This is a genomic window from Nostoc sp. EspVER01 (assembly GCF_034530635.1).
In the GTDB taxonomy this organism is placed as follows: Bacteria; Cyanobacteriota; Cyanobacteriia; order Cyanobacteriales; family Nostocaceae; genus Nostoc.
Genome location: NZ_JAVRCS010000031.1, coordinates 1 through 16,125, shown reverse-complemented (window position 1 = coordinate 16,125; position 16,125 = coordinate 1). Strand labels below are relative to the sequence as shown.

12 protein-coding genes and 1 pseudogene are annotated in these 16,125 nt (G+C 41.5%); 7 read left to right on the top strand and 6 right to left on the bottom strand.

The genetic code is table 11. The features are described 5' to 3' along the window. Window positions 1-42: 42 nt before the first annotated feature. Both psbU and RMX69_RS22395 read right to left on the bottom strand, forming a co-directional pair. Window positions 43-471: a photosystem II complex extrinsic protein PsbU gene (psbU, locus tag RMX69_RS22400; protein WP_322638749.1), complete on the bottom strand. Its 429-nt coding sequence runs from the start codon at window positions 469-471 to the stop codon at window positions 43-45. A 587-nt stretch (window positions 472-1,058) separates the two neighbouring features. Then, complete coding sequence (locus RMX69_RS22395; RefSeq protein WP_289798725.1) at window positions 1,059-1,838, bottom strand: DUF3120 domain-containing protein; 780 nt, start codon at window positions 1,836-1,838, stop codon at window positions 1,059-1,061. 438 nt (window positions 1,839-2,276) lie between these two features. Between RMX69_RS22395 and RMX69_RS22390 the strand changes: the two genes are divergently transcribed. From RMX69_RS22390 to RMX69_RS22360, 7 genes are all read left to right on the top strand, one after another. Further along, the gene (locus RMX69_RS22390; protein WP_289798726.1) at window positions 2,277-3,101 is read left to right on the top strand and encodes an undecaprenyl-diphosphate phosphatase; all 825 of its coding nucleotides are present in this window, start codon (window positions 2,277-2,279) and stop codon (window positions 3,099-3,101) included. Window positions 3,102-3,208: 107 nt separating this feature from the next. Beyond that, window positions 3,209-4,534: a TIGR03279 family radical SAM protein gene (locus RMX69_RS22385; protein ID WP_289800089.1), complete on the top strand. Its 1,326-nt coding sequence runs from the start codon at window positions 3,209-3,211 to the stop codon at window positions 4,532-4,534. A 1,336-nt stretch (window positions 4,535-5,870) separates the two neighbouring features. Continuing rightward, on the top strand, window positions 5,871-8,681 hold the full coding sequence (locus tag RMX69_RS22380) for a glycoside hydrolase family 10 protein (RefSeq protein ID WP_409878708.1): 2,811 nt from the start codon (window positions 5,871-5,873) through the stop codon (window positions 8,679-8,681). Between the two features lie 569 nt (window positions 8,682-9,250). Then, a complete protein-coding gene (locus RMX69_RS22375) occupies window positions 9,251-10,069 on the top strand; it encodes a hypothetical protein (RefSeq protein WP_322638748.1) in 819 nt (272 codons plus the stop codon). Between the two features lie 167 nt (window positions 10,070-10,236). Beyond that, window positions 10,237-11,448 (top strand): EAL domain-containing response regulator, encoded by a 1,212-nt coding sequence (locus RMX69_RS22370; protein ID WP_322638747.1) that lies wholly within the window; start codon window positions 10,237-10,239, stop codon window positions 11,446-11,448. 300 nt (window positions 11,449-11,748) lie between these two features. Further along, complete coding sequence (locus RMX69_RS22365) at window positions 11,749-13,092, top strand: PQQ-dependent sugar dehydrogenase (RefSeq protein WP_289800091.1); 1,344 nt, start codon at window positions 11,749-11,751, stop codon at window positions 13,090-13,092. 386 nt (window positions 13,093-13,478) lie between these two features. Beyond that, complete coding sequence (locus RMX69_RS22360) at window positions 13,479-13,886, top strand: phosphomannose isomerase type II C-terminal cupin domain (protein ID WP_181928464.1); 408 nt, start codon at window positions 13,479-13,481, stop codon at window positions 13,884-13,886. Between the two features lie 80 nt (window positions 13,887-13,966). On the opposite strand, the gene RMX69_RS22355 is transcribed toward RMX69_RS22360, so the two are convergent. The 4 genes and pseudogenes from RMX69_RS22355 to RMX69_RS22340 all read right to left on the bottom strand — a co-directional run. Further along, window positions 13,967-14,725 (bottom strand): HEAT repeat domain-containing protein, encoded by a 759-nt coding sequence (locus tag RMX69_RS22355; protein WP_069068994.1) that lies wholly within the window; start codon window positions 14,723-14,725, stop codon window positions 13,967-13,969. Between the two features lie 174 nt (window positions 14,726-14,899). Then, entirely contained in the window at window positions 14,900-15,448 is a 549-nt protein-coding gene (locus tag RMX69_RS22350; protein ID WP_322638746.1) for a GNAT family N-acetyltransferase, read from the bottom strand. A 16-nt stretch (window positions 15,449-15,464) separates the two neighbouring features. Further along, window positions 15,465-15,656, bottom strand: coding sequence for a hypothetical protein (locus RMX69_RS22345; protein WP_322638745.1), 192 nt, complete (start codon window positions 15,654-15,656; stop codon window positions 15,465-15,467). 250 nt (window positions 15,657-15,906) lie between these two features. Then, window positions 15,907-16,065, bottom strand: a pseudogene (locus RMX69_RS22340) (ABC transporter permease); the annotation flags it as partial. Window positions 16,066-16,125: the final 60 nt, after the last annotated feature.

Genomic DNA, 16,125 nt, shown 5'->3' with positions numbered 1-16,125 from the left:
TCAGGAGTGGGCTGCTATTTGCTACATTAACTGCAATTTCAGTTATCTGTAGATACCGTTGTTAAAGCGATCGTCTCCTTCATTGAAGGCAGGCTCTAAGTCTGTCACGGTGAATTTATCGAGGTTGGCTTGCAGGGTTTGTTTTTGGCGATCGCTCAATCCTGGAAGATCCAATACATCCTCTACCTTTTGGTAAGGAGCATTGGTGATGATTTTCTTAGCCAGGGTGGGATAAAGCCCTGGAAACTGTTGAAAAGCTCGGACGTTGGTATTATTCAAATCAATTTTTTTACCAAATTCCGTTCCTAGTTTAGCGTCTGCCCGATTCTGCCGCTCAATTGCCAGAACTGGGACTTGGGGAAAAGCAAAACTGTTGAAACTAGCAGCTTGGGCTATCTGAGTTGTTCCCAACCATCCCCAGCAACCAAGTAACAAGCTAAACACTGTTAATAAACGCGCCAATCCTTTCACGATTTTTCTACCTCTTTCCATCAAACAGAAATAAAAGTTTTAAGCTAACAACAGTCATTAGTCATTAGTCACTTGTACTGAGCGGAGCCGAAGTATTAGTCATACCCTGCGGGAAGCCGCTAATCCCTCTACGTGAGAGCGCCAAGGACAAAGGACAAAGGACATAAGACAAAAGCTGATAGCTTAGTCAACACAGCAGTCATCAGAAACTAATATACAGCGTATTAATATGCACAATATTTACCGTTACTGGGTTTGACTATACTTTTGGCAAAATTTTTATCCTGGAAAGAGTACTTGCATAGCTGCGATAGCGTTGCATCGACGATCCCGGCAGCATTCTCAGCTAGACGAAATCTTTTTGGGGTGGCTGATTCTACCTCTCAAGCAGAAACCAAACTTACGATTCCTAAGATCGAAAATCTTACCAAAAAAGACTTGATGCTGATGGATTTTTATGTAATATTTCTTAACTAATTAATCTTTTACAGCATCATTTTTGATGTTTCGTAGATTGGGCTGGGAAAAGTTTCAGTAAGAGAAGCCTACATGCTTATTGCAACATATAGTTGTGTCTTCTGCCTTCTTCACGCTGCGATCGCAGCTAACAAAAATAGGCTGTCTACTAAAATTGTACTCAAAACGGCTCCACCAAAGGCATACCAGTGTCTTTGATTTCGACCTAAAGCTGAAATTCCTACTGTTAATAGCACTACGGCAAGAATTATCGCCCAAGTTTGCCCCCAAGGTGCTTGTACTTGTATGAGAGCATTTTGTAAAATTTGCGGTACTAAATCTGCATCTACTCTCATGATTTGCCGCCAATAGGGCATCAAATCTACTATATAAAAATATACATCTGTTAAAACTGTACCTAGTAAAGAACCTAAATAAAACCAGTTACCTACCTTGCCCCAATTCTTCGCCAGACACCAGCAAGCAAACGGTAAACCGATAAATTCCACCGGTAGATGCCATAAAGGTTCCCAGCGTAACCAGCCCCAGTAAATCGCTCCTGCTAACCAACTCCAGCTAAACCCCAAGAGTAAATCGCCCCAGACGTAAGTTGCAGGACGTGACATCAAGGCAAAACTGAGCCACACCCAAAATCCTGTCAGCGCTAAACTCAGACTTGGTAGCGATCGCACTATTGGCGCTTCTATAAATACTGGGACTGTTACTAAAAACACCGCCGCCGCAAACACTAACCAAGTTTGTCGGGCAGAAGTAGATAAGGGTAGAGAGGGAGAAAGGGAAAGTGTAGATTCCAATTGTCTGATACCATTCTGCCCAGTATCAGCTAAATCCAACTCGGTATCAATAGAAGGGGTAGAAGCGCTGTAGGAAGACAGTGTATTATTAATCAATGTTTTTAATATTTGTTACTAAACTTTATCTTATTTAAGATATCACATTTTCAAATCCCCCCCTGGGGCATTGTAATTATACTGAAATTTCCACTAGCGCTGGTGCAAACCAAGCAAAACATTCTGCGCCAGACGAATCCATTAAAGTTCCACTATGTACACAACTGCTCTGTAGTTACTTGTAAATGAGGGACTACAGAGAGGTGAAAAGTTCAGATGCTATGAGTCTGCTAAATATTAAAGTTTGATGAATTTCTCAAATTGCGTTGACTTATTGAGGTGGGTGTAAGAACATAGTCAGCGTCTTCGATGATGTTTTTGATCGGTAAAATTGAGTTTTCTACAAGATTGGGTGCAATAGAGAGTATATAAAGCAACATCATCAGCTAAACAATGTTCATCACGATCTCTATAATACGAAAAAGGTATTAATTGTATATGGAGTTTATTCAAGCTTTTATTTTAGGTATTGTTCAAGGTATTACAGAGTTTTTGCCAATCAGTAGTACCGCACATCTTCTGATTTTTACCAAGCTATTTGGTTGGAAAGAACTAGGTTCTAAAGATTTTGTTGATGCAATTCAATTTGGCAGTGTTATAGCAATTGTAGGGTATTTTTGGTCGCTGATTTATAGTATTGTCAAAGGTGGAATCGAAGCACTAAAAACTAAAGACTGGCAACGCGAAGAATGGAAAATTCTTGTCGGTATTGTAGTCGGAACACTGCCTGCTTTAATTTTCGGTTTCCTTTTAAAAGATATTTTACCTGAGAGTGCATTAATTATTGGCATCATGTCAATTATTATGGCACTTTTACTAGCTTTGGCAGAAAAAATTGGTACTCGCAAGCGAGGTTTTGATTCATTGCAGATTCGGGATGGTATTTTAGTTGGATTGGGACAAACACTTGCTTTGATTCCGGGCGTTTCTCGTTCTGGCTCGACGTTAACGACTGCCTTATTTTTAGGATTAGAACGCGATACAGCAGCAAAATTCTCCTTTTTGTTAGGGTTTCCAACTCTTACCATTGCGACCCTGTATAAAAGCCTGAAAATCTTCAAGTTGTTTCAAGAACACCAGTTGCCAGATAACATTGTTGGACTGTTAATTGTCGGAATTATTTCAACCTTTATTTTTTCCTACCTATCAATTGCATTTTTGATCAAATACTTAGCAACCAAAAACACTTTGATTTTCGTATGGTATAGATTAGCATTCGGTAGTGCGATCTTACTAGCGATCGCAGCAGGTTGGAAAGGATAATAGTCATTAGTCATTAGTCCAAAGTAAATGACTAATGCCCAATACTTCTCTACGAGAGGCTACGCCAACGACTACGCTCAGTACAAGTGCCCAATGCCCCATTCCCCATGACTACCATTCATCCTGCCCGAATTACCAAGGTTCTTCCAGACTCAATAGCCGCAGAGATTGGTTTTGAAGCTGGGGATGCGATCGTTGCAATCAATGGTACACGTCCCCGCGACTTAATTGATTATCAGTTTTTGTGTGCTGATGAAGTCTTGGAACTAGAAGTTTTAGACGCTACTGGGAAAACTCATAGCCTGGAAATCGAAAAAGATTACGACCAAGACTTGGGGCTAGAATTTGAAACTGCCCTATTTGATGGCTTAATTCAGTGCAATAACCGCTGTCCTTTTTGCTTTATCGACCAACAGCCACCAGGTAAGCGCACCAGCTTGTACTTTAAAGACGACGATTACCGCCTAAGCTTTTTGTACGGCTCTTATCTTACCCTGACCAATTTGCCAGAAAGAGAATGGCAGCGAATTGAACAAATGCGCTTATCTCCGTTGTATATTTCTGTTCATGCTACGGAGCCGGAAGTTAGAATTAGACTCCTGAAAAATCCCCGTGCGGGACAAATCTTGCAGCAACTCAAGTGGTTTCAAAAAAGACGGCTACAAATTCATGCTCAAGTAGTTGTTTGCCCTGGTATAAATGATGGTGAACACCTAGAGCAAACCTTAAAAGACTTAGCATCCTTTCATACTGGTGAAGTGCCGACGGTGGCATCAGTGGCAGTTGTGCCAGTCGGATTGACAAGGTTTCGGCCTCCAGAAGACGAACTCATACCCGTAACCAAAGAAAAAGCGAAAGAAGTGATTTCTCAAGTGCGAATACTCTCGCAACAATTTCGCCAAAAGTTTTCCTCTAACGTCGCTTGGTTAGCTGATGAATGGTTTTTGATTGCAGGTGAGGAATTACCGAGCGAATCTGAATATGAAGAGTATCCCCAAATTGATAACGGTGTTGGTTCAATTCAGTTGTTTATCAAGCAATTTGCAGCCGCGGCAACAGAATTACTACCGCCAAAAGTTTATCCTCAGAGGACATTAACTTGGGTAGTAGGCAACGCAGTAGAAAACGCCTTTGAACCTATCTTGAAACGGTTAAATTCTGTTGAAGGATTAAAAGTAAATATGCGTGCTTTATGTAGTGATTACTGGGGACAGAGTATCACTGTCACGGGATTACTAACGGGTCATGATTTGCTGTTGAACTTACAAGGGCAAGATTTGGGAGACGGAATTTTACTGCCAAATGTAATGCTTAAACATGGTGAATTAGTATTTTTAGATGATATGAGTATTGAAGAATTAGCCTGTAAATTAGAGACAAAAATTTTACCAGTAGGAGGAGTTGAAGATTTGATCAACACCTGTATTCTTTAAGCTGTTTTTGTTAGCTCTTTAGTCTATAGCAGTTCCCCGGTAGATGAAGTACATATCAAAATCTCACTCCCAACCCCTATTCTTAACAAGGAAAGTTTGGGGGTGTGCTTATCTGTCATAAACATTTTTTCAATTGATATAACTTCAACCCTTTCAAGTCAAACTATTTTTTTGTATTCAAACATTTGGATGTTAAATCCAACGTGAGTTCGATGCACAGGATTTTGACCTCACCCCCAGCCCCTGTCCTAACAGGAGAGGGGAGCAAAAAGCCTAATTTTTCGTTGCTCCTCCCTCTCCTCTCTTCGAGACGCTTCGCGAACGCAGGAGAGGGAGGCTGGGTGGGTGAGGTCTGTCGAATTCACGTTAAATCCAAAATTGAGAAACTTTAATTATAGCAACGGACAGGGAGCTTAGGACAGCAATAAAATCACAAAGTACGCTGTTGAAGACGCGTTTCCCGCAAACTGTCCTAACGGCTTTGGCGACTGCTATAAATATAAAAATATTGCTTACTTTTACATCAATGCGATTCACATAAAAGTTATTGGTGTAGACAATTGGTCTTTCTAGATGCGATAAATTGCGTCTCTACATCAATGTGGGCTTATATGAACTTGATTGACTTTTACAGTTAATAAATTTCGGTGATTGTAATTGCGACTGTTGAAATTATTGTCTTATCCTATCTAAAATTTTCTAGAAAAGCTCATGAGAAATTATTGTTAGTTTAACTCTGGCGATCGTCAAGAGTAATACTAAATCTGCCTTCATCCGCCAACCCCTTCTCCCAAAATTGTGAGAAAAGGAGCCGATCTAATTTCAAAGTCACTCTCCCAAGCTTGAGAGAGGGATTTAGGGTGAGGACTTTAAGATGCGCTAGTATTACTTTTTTAACTCACAAAAATCCTGAAAAACAGATAATTAGAACAAGAGTGGCATTTTTTATTTTAGGTTGAAGTGAAAACTCTCTGCAATTACGCAAAAGCCTATGGGAATTGGTAAATGCAAAATTTTCTAAAACCTAGTCACCGATAGAATTAAATTCACAATGTAATAGCTAACAATTTCTATAGAATCGCCTGGGCAATTTGAGTATCCATCTTGGCATTTTTTACTGCTTTTGATAGGCTAGATTGATGAAAGTCATTCACTAAGTACTTCTACGAGAAGCTTATAGGAATCTACTTTATTTTTGAAAAGCCAAAGATTAGGTTTACTTAATCCAAGAGAGAATATCAGTAAACTTACTAGGATAAAGCTAGAGTCCTATATTATGTACTAATGAATTATGACTAATAACTAAATTAATTAATAATGAAGTGAGGAGTCACTGGTGAAGTATCAGGAAAACCAAAAAGATATAAGTTTAAAAATTAAAAAAGCTAGAAAATTATTTATTTTAAGTTGTGAAATTGTAGTTTTAAGTTTTTTGAGTATTTTGCCAGTAACGGCGGCGACTGAAGAACCCGTATTGAGTGTAGTGTATGGGCAAGAAAATGCAAATCAATGGAAAGGGATAAGCGATCGCTTACAGACAATAGGGGTGAAATATTGTGTAATTTCCCTAAATGATGTTAAGAGTGGGGCAGATTGGGGCAATCGCCGGGTATTATTTTTGCCAAATGTTGAGACATTAACACCAACTCAAGCGATCGCTCTAGAAGAATGGATGAGTAAGGGAGGGCGTTTGATTGCTAGTGGCCCTGTAGGTAGTTTGTCATCGCCAGGAGTACGACAGTTATTGCGATCGCTCTTGGGAGGTTATTGGGGATTCAGCCTTAGTGACACAGAACAGATTCAAGCTGCAAAAACCAAGATCCCAGGATGGGCAAATCAAACTGGACTCTTTGGTAAAGTACGCGGCGGCGTTGTGATTCCTAACGATATGGGCGCTGAATCTCCTGCTGTTTGGAATTCCAAAGATAATCCGGCCGCAGTCGTGACAACTGAGCGTTCTACCTTTTTGGGCTGGCGCTGGGGAACAGATACAGCCTCAGCAGCCGAGTTGGATAATGCCTGGTTAAAAACTACTATCAATCACTATTTGACAGCACTAGCGCCATCAAATCGGACAAAAAAAATACCAGGAGGTTCCCAAAGCTGCTCTACGACTGTGGCTGCTGCGCCAATGGGGCAGGGGAGCAGGGGGGCGGAGGGGCAGGGGGGCAGAGGGGCAGGGGAGCAGGGGGGCGGTTCATCTCTCTCATCTCCTCCTAAAACTGCGACTGTTCCCATACCTAGATCGCTGCCTATGGTCAAACCCCCAAGTTCTCAGGAGGCTATTGACCAATTAGAACAAGCGGTGCGTTTGGATGTTGCACCCAACTCCAATGAGCCGATTGATAACAGGCAAGCGATCGCTCTCCAACAAGAGCTAGAAAATCTGATTGGTCGAGTGGAAAGCGCTCATTTAGCGGTGTTAGCTGATGCGGCTAATGTTGGCGAAACAATATCTGGGGAGAAGCAGTTTTCTAGGGATTTAAACACCCCCCAGTCTGTCAAAGAACAGCCAATACAATTAGCCTCAACCAAACTGGGGGCGCTAGCCATAAGTAAAGACCAAGCTTTAGCACAAGCAAGGCTAATTGCCAAAAATTTACCCCAGTTGATTGCTCAAAAAAACTACGCTTTGGCTCGTCAGCAATGGCTGGCCGCTAAAACGACTTTGTGGCAGCAGTTCCCTGTCGATCGGAAGCTAGCTCAACCAGAAATTCGCGCAGTTTGGTTAGATCGGGGGACGATTGTTCGTGCTGGTAGTAAGGCGGGACTGGCACAGATTTTTGATCGCCTCGCCCAAGCCGGGATTAATACCGTCTTTTTTGAAACTGTTAACGCTGGCTATCCAATTTATCCGAGCCAAGTCGCCAAAGAGCAAAACCCATTAATTCGTGGGTGGGACCCACTGGAAGAGGCGGTGAAATTAGCCCATGAGCGAGACATGGAATTACACGCTTGGGTTTGGACTTTTGCTGCTGGCAATCAACGTCATAACGAAATTCTCAACCTTAATCCTACTTATCCAGGACCAGTACTGGCGGCTCATCCCGATTGGGCAAACTACGATAACCTGGGCAACATGATTCCCGTTGGTCAAAGCAAGCCATTCTTCGATCCAGCCAACCCCGAAGTGCGGCAATACTTGCTCAAGCTGTATGAGGAAATTGTCACTAAATATAAGGTGGATGGTCTACAGCTAGACTACATTCGCTACCCTTTCCAAGACCCATCAGCAGGTCGAACTTATGGCTATGGGAAAGCTGCAAGAGCGCAATTTCAGCAACTTACTGGTGTAGATCCAGTGAATATTTCTCCTAGCCAAGCAGACTTGTGGCAAAAATGGACAAAATTTCGCACCGAGCAAGTTGATAGCTTTGTCGCTCAAGTATCACAGCAATTGCGACAAAAGCAACCGAATTTGATTTTGTCGGTTGCAGTATTTCCTTTGCCAGAACAAGAGCGGATTCAGAAAATTCAACAAAATTGGGAAACTTGGGCAAGGCAGGGGGATGTAGATTTAATTGTTCCCATGACTTATGCTCTCGATACTTCTCGGTTTCAACGACTGGCCCAACCCTGGATTGCCTCTAAACAATTAGGAGCTACCTTGTTGGTGCCGGGAATTCGCTTACTTTCTTTGCCAACCATCGGGGCATTCGATCAACTCCAGTTGGTAAGGGACTTGCCAGTTAGCGGTTATGCACTATTTGCCGCAGAAAATTTTAGCAACGATCTCCAAAAAATCTTTAGTAGCACCCAAGGTAGGATTCAATCCACAACAAGTGAACCGATTCCTCACCGCCAGCCTTTTCAAACTGCCGCCATCCGTTACACCGCGCTACAACGAGAATGGAAATTTGTTTTCCAAAATGACCAACGACAAAGGTCATCTCAGAAAATTTCAGATTTTAACAACCAAGCAGAAGTTTTACGCAGCGCTTTAAATCAGCTTGCCGCTTCACCTTCTGCTAGTAAGTTACTAGTGGCGAGAGCCTCTCTAACTCGGTTCCAGTCTCAATTCCGGGTATTGATGAGCCAAGAAATTAAGTCGAATTCCTATCAAGTCAAAGTTTGGGAAAATCGACTCGTAACTATAGAAAGGCTATTACGTTATGGCGAACGGCGGGTGCAGTTGCGTCCTTTGTGAAGAGGCAGAGGCGGGGAGCAGGGGAGAAATCAATTCAAAATTGAAGATTGAAGATTCAATCCCAATGCCCAATGCTTAATACCCAACTAGCTGGATATAAGCTAGTTTGTAATTCTTAACACACTTTTTGTAGTGTTTGTATCCCAAATATTACTACTTGTTTAGGAATGAGAATTAAATAACATAGACTTTTGTAGGTTGGGTTGAGGCACGAAACCCAACGCCCCAGAGATGTTGGGTTTCACAGACTCAACCCAACCTACACAGGTTATTAAATCCACGATCCTTAGTGTCAAAATATTGGAAAATACTTAGATAAGCAGCTTTAGATAACTATTATTTGATGATAGCTATCGTGAAAATCTATGCAAGCTTTACCTCAGCTCATCAGGCTACAAAGCTTAGAGTTAAGAATTGACTGTTTGCTCCTGATGGTTGTGTTAAAAACATCACTATTGGAGTAGATGCTATTTCTACAACGGGCTACGCTTATGCACTGATGTAGCACGGGGTAAAAGTATCTTGTTTTTTCATCTTCGCAGATAGTAGTGTCCTTCACAAAGCATGATATGGTACTGTTTGTAGCTTCTGGAACTAGCTTGAAAACAGCCAATACTTTTGAAGTTATGCATATCTTAGTCATGACATTGAACATGTCAGAATTTTCGGAAATAGTCTCAGTGCTATCACGGTTATACCAGCAGCAGTTGGAACTACTTATAGTTGTAGCTAAGCAAAGTAATATTACCGACAATATTACTCCTGAAAGTATCTGTATCTGTCAAGCACTGGCACAAAAAACAGAGAAAACTAGAGGTAATGCTAGTATTGATTCCTTTGAGGTAGAACATCAGATTTTCATTGAGAGACAATTACTCAAGTCCCAATGGTTACTAGCACGCGCTATAGTACGTAAAGCTACGACAGGCAAATACACTCACTTCATTGAAGTTTATGAGGAAGATTTGGACTTGTACCGTAAGTCTAATAGGATAATGCAAATCAATACGCCCAAATATCACATAATCATGACTGAAATGTTGAATGATGTGTTGATTATCGGCCAGTTAGAAGTAGGAAAATTAGAGTGTAAAGCAACATCCTTCAATTTAGTTGAACATAGCCAACAATCGCCAGAACAAATACAGATGAATCTGGGCTATCGGCGCTTGATTTTTTTCACCAGTCAATATAAATTTGTAACCTGCTGCATCGATGAAAAACTGCTGGTACACATTTTGACTAACTTGTTTTCAAATGCGATTAAATATTTCTCCTTTGATGGCATTTTTAAGTTTAATCTTCTTATTCAAGATAGACAAACTGCATTTGAAGTTAAAAATTTGCAGGATTGGGATTTTCCAAGGATGTATAGTGTATTTAATTGAATCATTTTATCACACTATAAATGGTGTTATTATACTAAGTAGCGTATTAAAAATGGCATTTTTAAAAAAGTGTGTAGATATCTCCAAAAATAAAATGTTTATTATCAATATAATGACATTTGTAATAAATATTTAGGATGTTGCTATTTATAAATATGAGGTAATTTATGCCCAAAATCTTAATAATAGAAGATGAAGAAGCAGTACGTGAAAACATTTTAGATTTGCTAGAAGCTGAGGACTTTGAAACTATTGCTGCGGCTAATGGCAGAATCGGGGTACATTTGGCTATTTCCGAAGCTCCTGATTTAATTCTTTGTGATATGATGATGCCAGAAATTGACGGTTATGGCGTGCTAACAGTATTACGTCAAGATCCATCAACAGCAACAATTCCCTTCATATTTCTCACTGCCAAATCTGCCAAATCTGACTTCCGTCAAGGTATGGATATGGGTGCAGATGACTATATAACTAAGCCATTCACTCGAACTGAGTTATTAAGTGCCATCATGAACAGGTTGGAAAAATACGCTACTTTAAAAAGGTATTTATCTCCTCAGATTATCATTAATAACTTGTCTCCAAAAATGCAGTTGTTAGAAATTAGCTTACACCGAGCTATAAAACAACATAATTTTCAAGAATTTGAAATTTATTATCAACCAATAGTCGATATTGCATCTGGAAAAATAATAGGTGCTGAAAGTTTATTGCGCTGGCAAAGTCCAGAATTAGGAATGATTTATCCAACAGAATTTATTCCGTTAGCAGAGTCTACAGGTTTAATTATTCCGATTGGAAAATGGGTATTAAAAAGGGTATGTCAACAAATTAAAAGCTGGCGTGATGCTGGAATTAATTCATTGATTGTTGCTGTAAATTTGTCAGTAATTGAATTTAATCAGCCAGATTTCATTCATAATGTAGTTAATTTTATATCTGTGAATAATCTAGAACCACATGACTTAGAACTAGAACTAACTGAAAGTATGATTATGCAAGATGTAAATAGTGCGATCGCTACTATGAGCAAATTGCAATCTTTGGGTGTAAAAATTGCGATTGATGATTTTGGTACGGGTTATTCTTCTTTGATTTATCTGAAAAACTTACCAATCAATACATTAAAAATAGATCGTTATTTTATCCATAATGTTGCTAACGATTCGCAAAAGTCAGCCATCGCTAAGGCATTAATTCAGATGGCTCATAATCTTAATCTAGATGTAGTGGCTGAAGGTGTAGAGACGGAAGCAGAACTAGGTTTTTTACGCCAACACAACTGTAATTTTATGCAAGGTTTTCTATTTAGTCGTCCCTTACCAGCAGCAGAATTTGAAAATTTTTTGTTCACTAACAAATGTTTGTATGTGTAAATATTGGGCATTGGGAATAGAATTTAGTCACTAGTAGGCCACGGCGTAAATAGAGCAACCATTGAAAATCTCTAAAAAAGACCATTTTATAATACTTTTGACTTTTGACCCTTCGACTGCGCTCAGGGTCAAGGCTGAGCGAAGCCGAAGCCTTAATTTTTGACTTCCGCCTTGCGGTACTAGTGCTTTATTTTGGAATTATTAATAGGTTGACTAACTAAGAAAAATCAAACTTTTGACTGGCGACAATTATTAAGCCTCAAGTCTAGAGTAGGAACATTGTGTATAGTGTCTACCGCCATGAAAGTTATTGCGCGTTTTTTGCTGCCAGTTTTTTTAATGATTTTGGCAGCAGCCTGTAACCAGACTCGCGCTAACTCAGATAATCCTACACCTCAAAAATCTGTACCTTCTGCCCAACTGACACAGAATCCTACGCAGCCAAAAAATATTGTCCGTACTGAGGCACTTTCACCTACACCCATCCGCATCAATCTGAAGAATTTACCAGCACCCTTCGCAACAGAAAGTGCCTCTAAGCGGCCAGAGGTTGTACCGATTCCGCAAAACCCGGTGCTGCGTGTACCGCCAGGATTTACAGTAAATGTCTTTGCCGAAGGTTTAGATGCGCCACGCTGGCTAGCTTTAACTCCCAGTGGGGATGTATTGGTGACTGAAACCGGGCAAAATCGGATTCGTCTGTTACGTGACAGCAATGGCGATGGTATAGCCGACGTTCGAGAAACCTTTGCTAGTGGGGAAAACGGACTCAATAGACCCTTTGGTATGGCTTTTGTAGATAATTCGTTTTTTCTGGGGAACACAGATGCTGTGGTGCGTTTTCCCTATAGCCAAGGCCAAAACCAGATTACAGGTAAAGGGGAAAAAATTGCCGATTTGCCCGCTCAAGGTTATAACAACCATTGGACGCGCAATGTCGTTGTCTCACCCGATCGCAATAAATTATATGTTTCAGTCGGTTCAGGAACAAATGTGGATGAGGAACCCTTACCACGGGCTTCGATACAGGTGATGAATTTGGATGGTTCCCAACAGCAAACTTTTGCTTCCGGCTTGCGTAACCCTGTTGGTTTAGACTTTCATCCTATAACTAAGGAACTTTATACCACTGTCAACGAACGGGATGGAATTGGTGATGAATTGGTTCCAGACTATCTAACACGCGTTAAACAGGGGGCATTTTACGGCTGGCCCTATGCTTATCTAACGCCAAACAACCTCGATCCACGGCAAAAAACTGATGACAAAAGTAAACGTCCTGATTTAGTAGCCCGGACTCAAACGCCAGATGTGCTGTTCCAGGCGCACTCAGCAGCATTGGGTTTGCAGTTTTATGATGGTAAAACGTTTCCGAAAAAATACCAGAATGGTGCTTTTGCGGCTTTTCGTGGTTCTTGGAATCGCGATCGCGGTACTGGTTATAAAATTGTATTTGTTCCCTTCGATGCTAAAGGGCGATCGCTTGGCTACTACGAAGATTTTCTCACAGGATTTTTGCTAAACCCTTCTGTACCAACCACTTGGGGACGACCTGTAGGTTTACTCGTGTTGCCAGATGGTAGTCTACTACTAACAGAAGAAGCCAATAATCGGATTTATCGGATTCAGTATACGGGTGGTTAAGCAATTCACGCCTTCAAACATTTAGAAATTCACGGATAGGATCTGTTGCCTAAAGTAAAGTTAGAGCAGTTGTCATCAATAGAGACGTTGTGAGTGCATCTCCCTACCCAGGTTTATCTCGTTTACGGTAAATTACTGATGAAGAAGAATGCAGAATGCAGAATCCAGAATTCAAAATTGTGACGCTCGAATACTCGCTAACGCTGCGCTATCGCCCTTGGGGCTAGCTTCTCCCAAAGGGAGAAGACTCGCTTTCCGCGTCGCTATCCGTCATTCATACAGAATACCCAACTGAATTCTGACTCACCTCGACTGCGCTCGGCGACCACCTGACTCCTGAATTCTGTTCGATAAATACTAATACTTATCTGGTTGAGAAATAAATTATGACTCCCAATGAAAATAATACTCAGTCAAATATCAACGAATTGTCTCCACATTCAGGTACACGATATTGGGGTGAGGTAGAGGTAATTGAGGAAGGAGAAACTTATAGAATTAGTCGTGTTGAAATCAAGCCCAGACACGGAATTAAACCACAAATTCATTATCATCGCAATGAACATTGGGTTGTAGTTTCCGGTGTGGCGAAAGTAACTTGTGGCGATGCAGAAATATTACTGAATCGAAATGAATCAACTTATGTCCCCGCAGCAACTCTACATAAAGTAGAAAATCCTGGACATATTCCGCTAATTATTCTGGAAATTCAAAATGGTGAATATCTGGGTGAGGATGATACTGAGCGCCCTTATGACTTAAATTTGGTCAAACCTGTAGCTGAAGGGCAGTAAGGGATGGGGAGCAGGGAGCAGGGAGCAGGGGAGGGAGTAAGGGAGAATTAATAACCAATGCCCAATGCCCAATGCCCAAATCAAAACCACCCTTCTTGTTCTAGGGTTTCAATCAGCTGTAAGCCACGGGGATCGCCTACTCCTAATAGTGAGGCTTTGGCGTCTTCTCGGACTCCCAAATCTTGGTCTTCGGCAAAGGCTTGAATTAGGGCATCGATCGCAGTGGCATAAACTACATTAGAAGGTAGTTCGCGACACAGTTGACCAATTGCCCAAGCACTGTTACTCCGTACTGCTGCCACAGGATCTTGAACTAAGGCTTCAATTAAAGGTGGTGTTGCCCCTATCACTGCTTCATAACCCACTTCTGCCATCTGTGCTAAGGCGCTAGCAGCCCACAAACGCACTGCGGAAATGTCGGTTCTGAGGGCGTTTGCTAAAGGTGCTAAAGAACGGCGATCGCGACAGTTTCCTAAAGCCCAAACTACACCTTTACGCACATAGCCATTCCAATCACTGTTTAGTTGAGCAATTAACGGACTCACTGCTTCTAAACTGGGATTGCGTCCGATGCCATAAGCTGCACTTACCCGCACCAAGGGACAGGTATCAGTTAACAGGCGAATCAGATGGGGGGTAGCACGGGCATCTTCTATATCACAAAAAGCACGTGCCGCTAACATTCTTTGCTGGGGCTGGGGATTTTCCAGCAAGGCTAGCATCACTTCTGGATCGGGCTTGGCCACAACTGATTCGGCAGTTAGCGGCTCTATTTTATCTAAGGGGCTTTCTAGCTCCTCCTCAATATCGAGTAGGCTTAGATCGTCTTCGTCATACATAATTTGATTTCAATCCCGAAAAGGGATTAACACATAATCCCCCGCGCCAATAAGTTAAAGCTTTATATATATTAGTTGGGTTCTTATACATTTTCCCTTCTTCCTCGTTGAATTTTATCCAAACGAGAACCTCTATAACTCATACGCTACAGTATGTTATCGCTATTCTTGAGTTTATTTTTCTGCACTCAGGAATTTTACCATCCAGATGGATTGGGTTTGATAACCTAACTGATTGTAAAGATTCAATGCGGGTTTATTGGATTGAAACACTTGCAGTCCAATCTGGCGATCGCCTCTTTGAATAGCCCAATTTTCCACATATCGCATCAAAGCTGTACCAATACCCCGCCGCCGATGTTCTGGTACAACGTAGAGGATAAAAATGTGAGCATGACGGTTCCCATGTACTTGATCTATGGCATTGCCCACCCAGAGGCAGGCTATCGGGGCAGAGGGGCAGAGGGTCAGAGGGGCAGAGGAGAGAGATTCTTTATTGCTCCCCTGCTCCCCTGCTCCCCTGCTCCTCTGCTCCCCCTCCTCTTCTACCCACCACAAGGGCGTATCGCTGGAGAAGTATTGCTTAACTGTTTGCTCTAGGTGGGAAAAATCCTCATTGGGAAAAAGATCCTGGTAAGTTCGCTGCATAAATTTAAGCAGCAGCGATCGCTCCAAAAGGGAGCCACGGCGAATAATATATCCAGGTAATAGTTGCTCAGACACGCTGATGTTTATTGACTTAGCTAGCTAAGTTATGTGCTGCTGGAGGTAAATCAATTGGAGTACGTTGAGAAGTTACTTGTACCTCTTCAATTGGTGCGGGTGCTGCCATATCGGACGGTAAAAAGATCCGGGCGCTGACTGCCACTAAGGCAAAGACAAATACCAGTACTACAAGCAGTGGAGCGATGTATTGACGAAAAATAGCCATATTTTAATTGCAAGAAGCTAGGAACTTTGATGAGAACCTAGCTAAAGATTTGTGAAGTATTCTTGATTTATTTTAGCAATTTTCTGTGCATAGAAATGGGGCATTGGGCATGGGTAAGAAGGGTAAAGGGGAATGGGTAAGGGGGAAAGGGAAAGGGGTAAGGGGAAAGGGGTAAGGGGAAAAAGGGAAAGATTAAATTTATTCCTTTTCCCTTTAACCTTTAACCTTTTCCCCTCTCTTGTTGCTTCCCCTACTCCCTCTGGCGATCGCTCTCCAAGTCGTCAAGAACTCTTTCGCAATACCAATTCTCCGGCATCCCAGGATAAGTCTCTTTTGCCTGTTCAATTAACCGTTCGGCTGCGGCAGTGTCACCAGATAATTTAGCGATTAGCCTGTTTTTGAGATAGCTATCAGATCAGAAATGTTGAATCCTAATACAAAACTTTACATATCTAGTTACACTAACTCT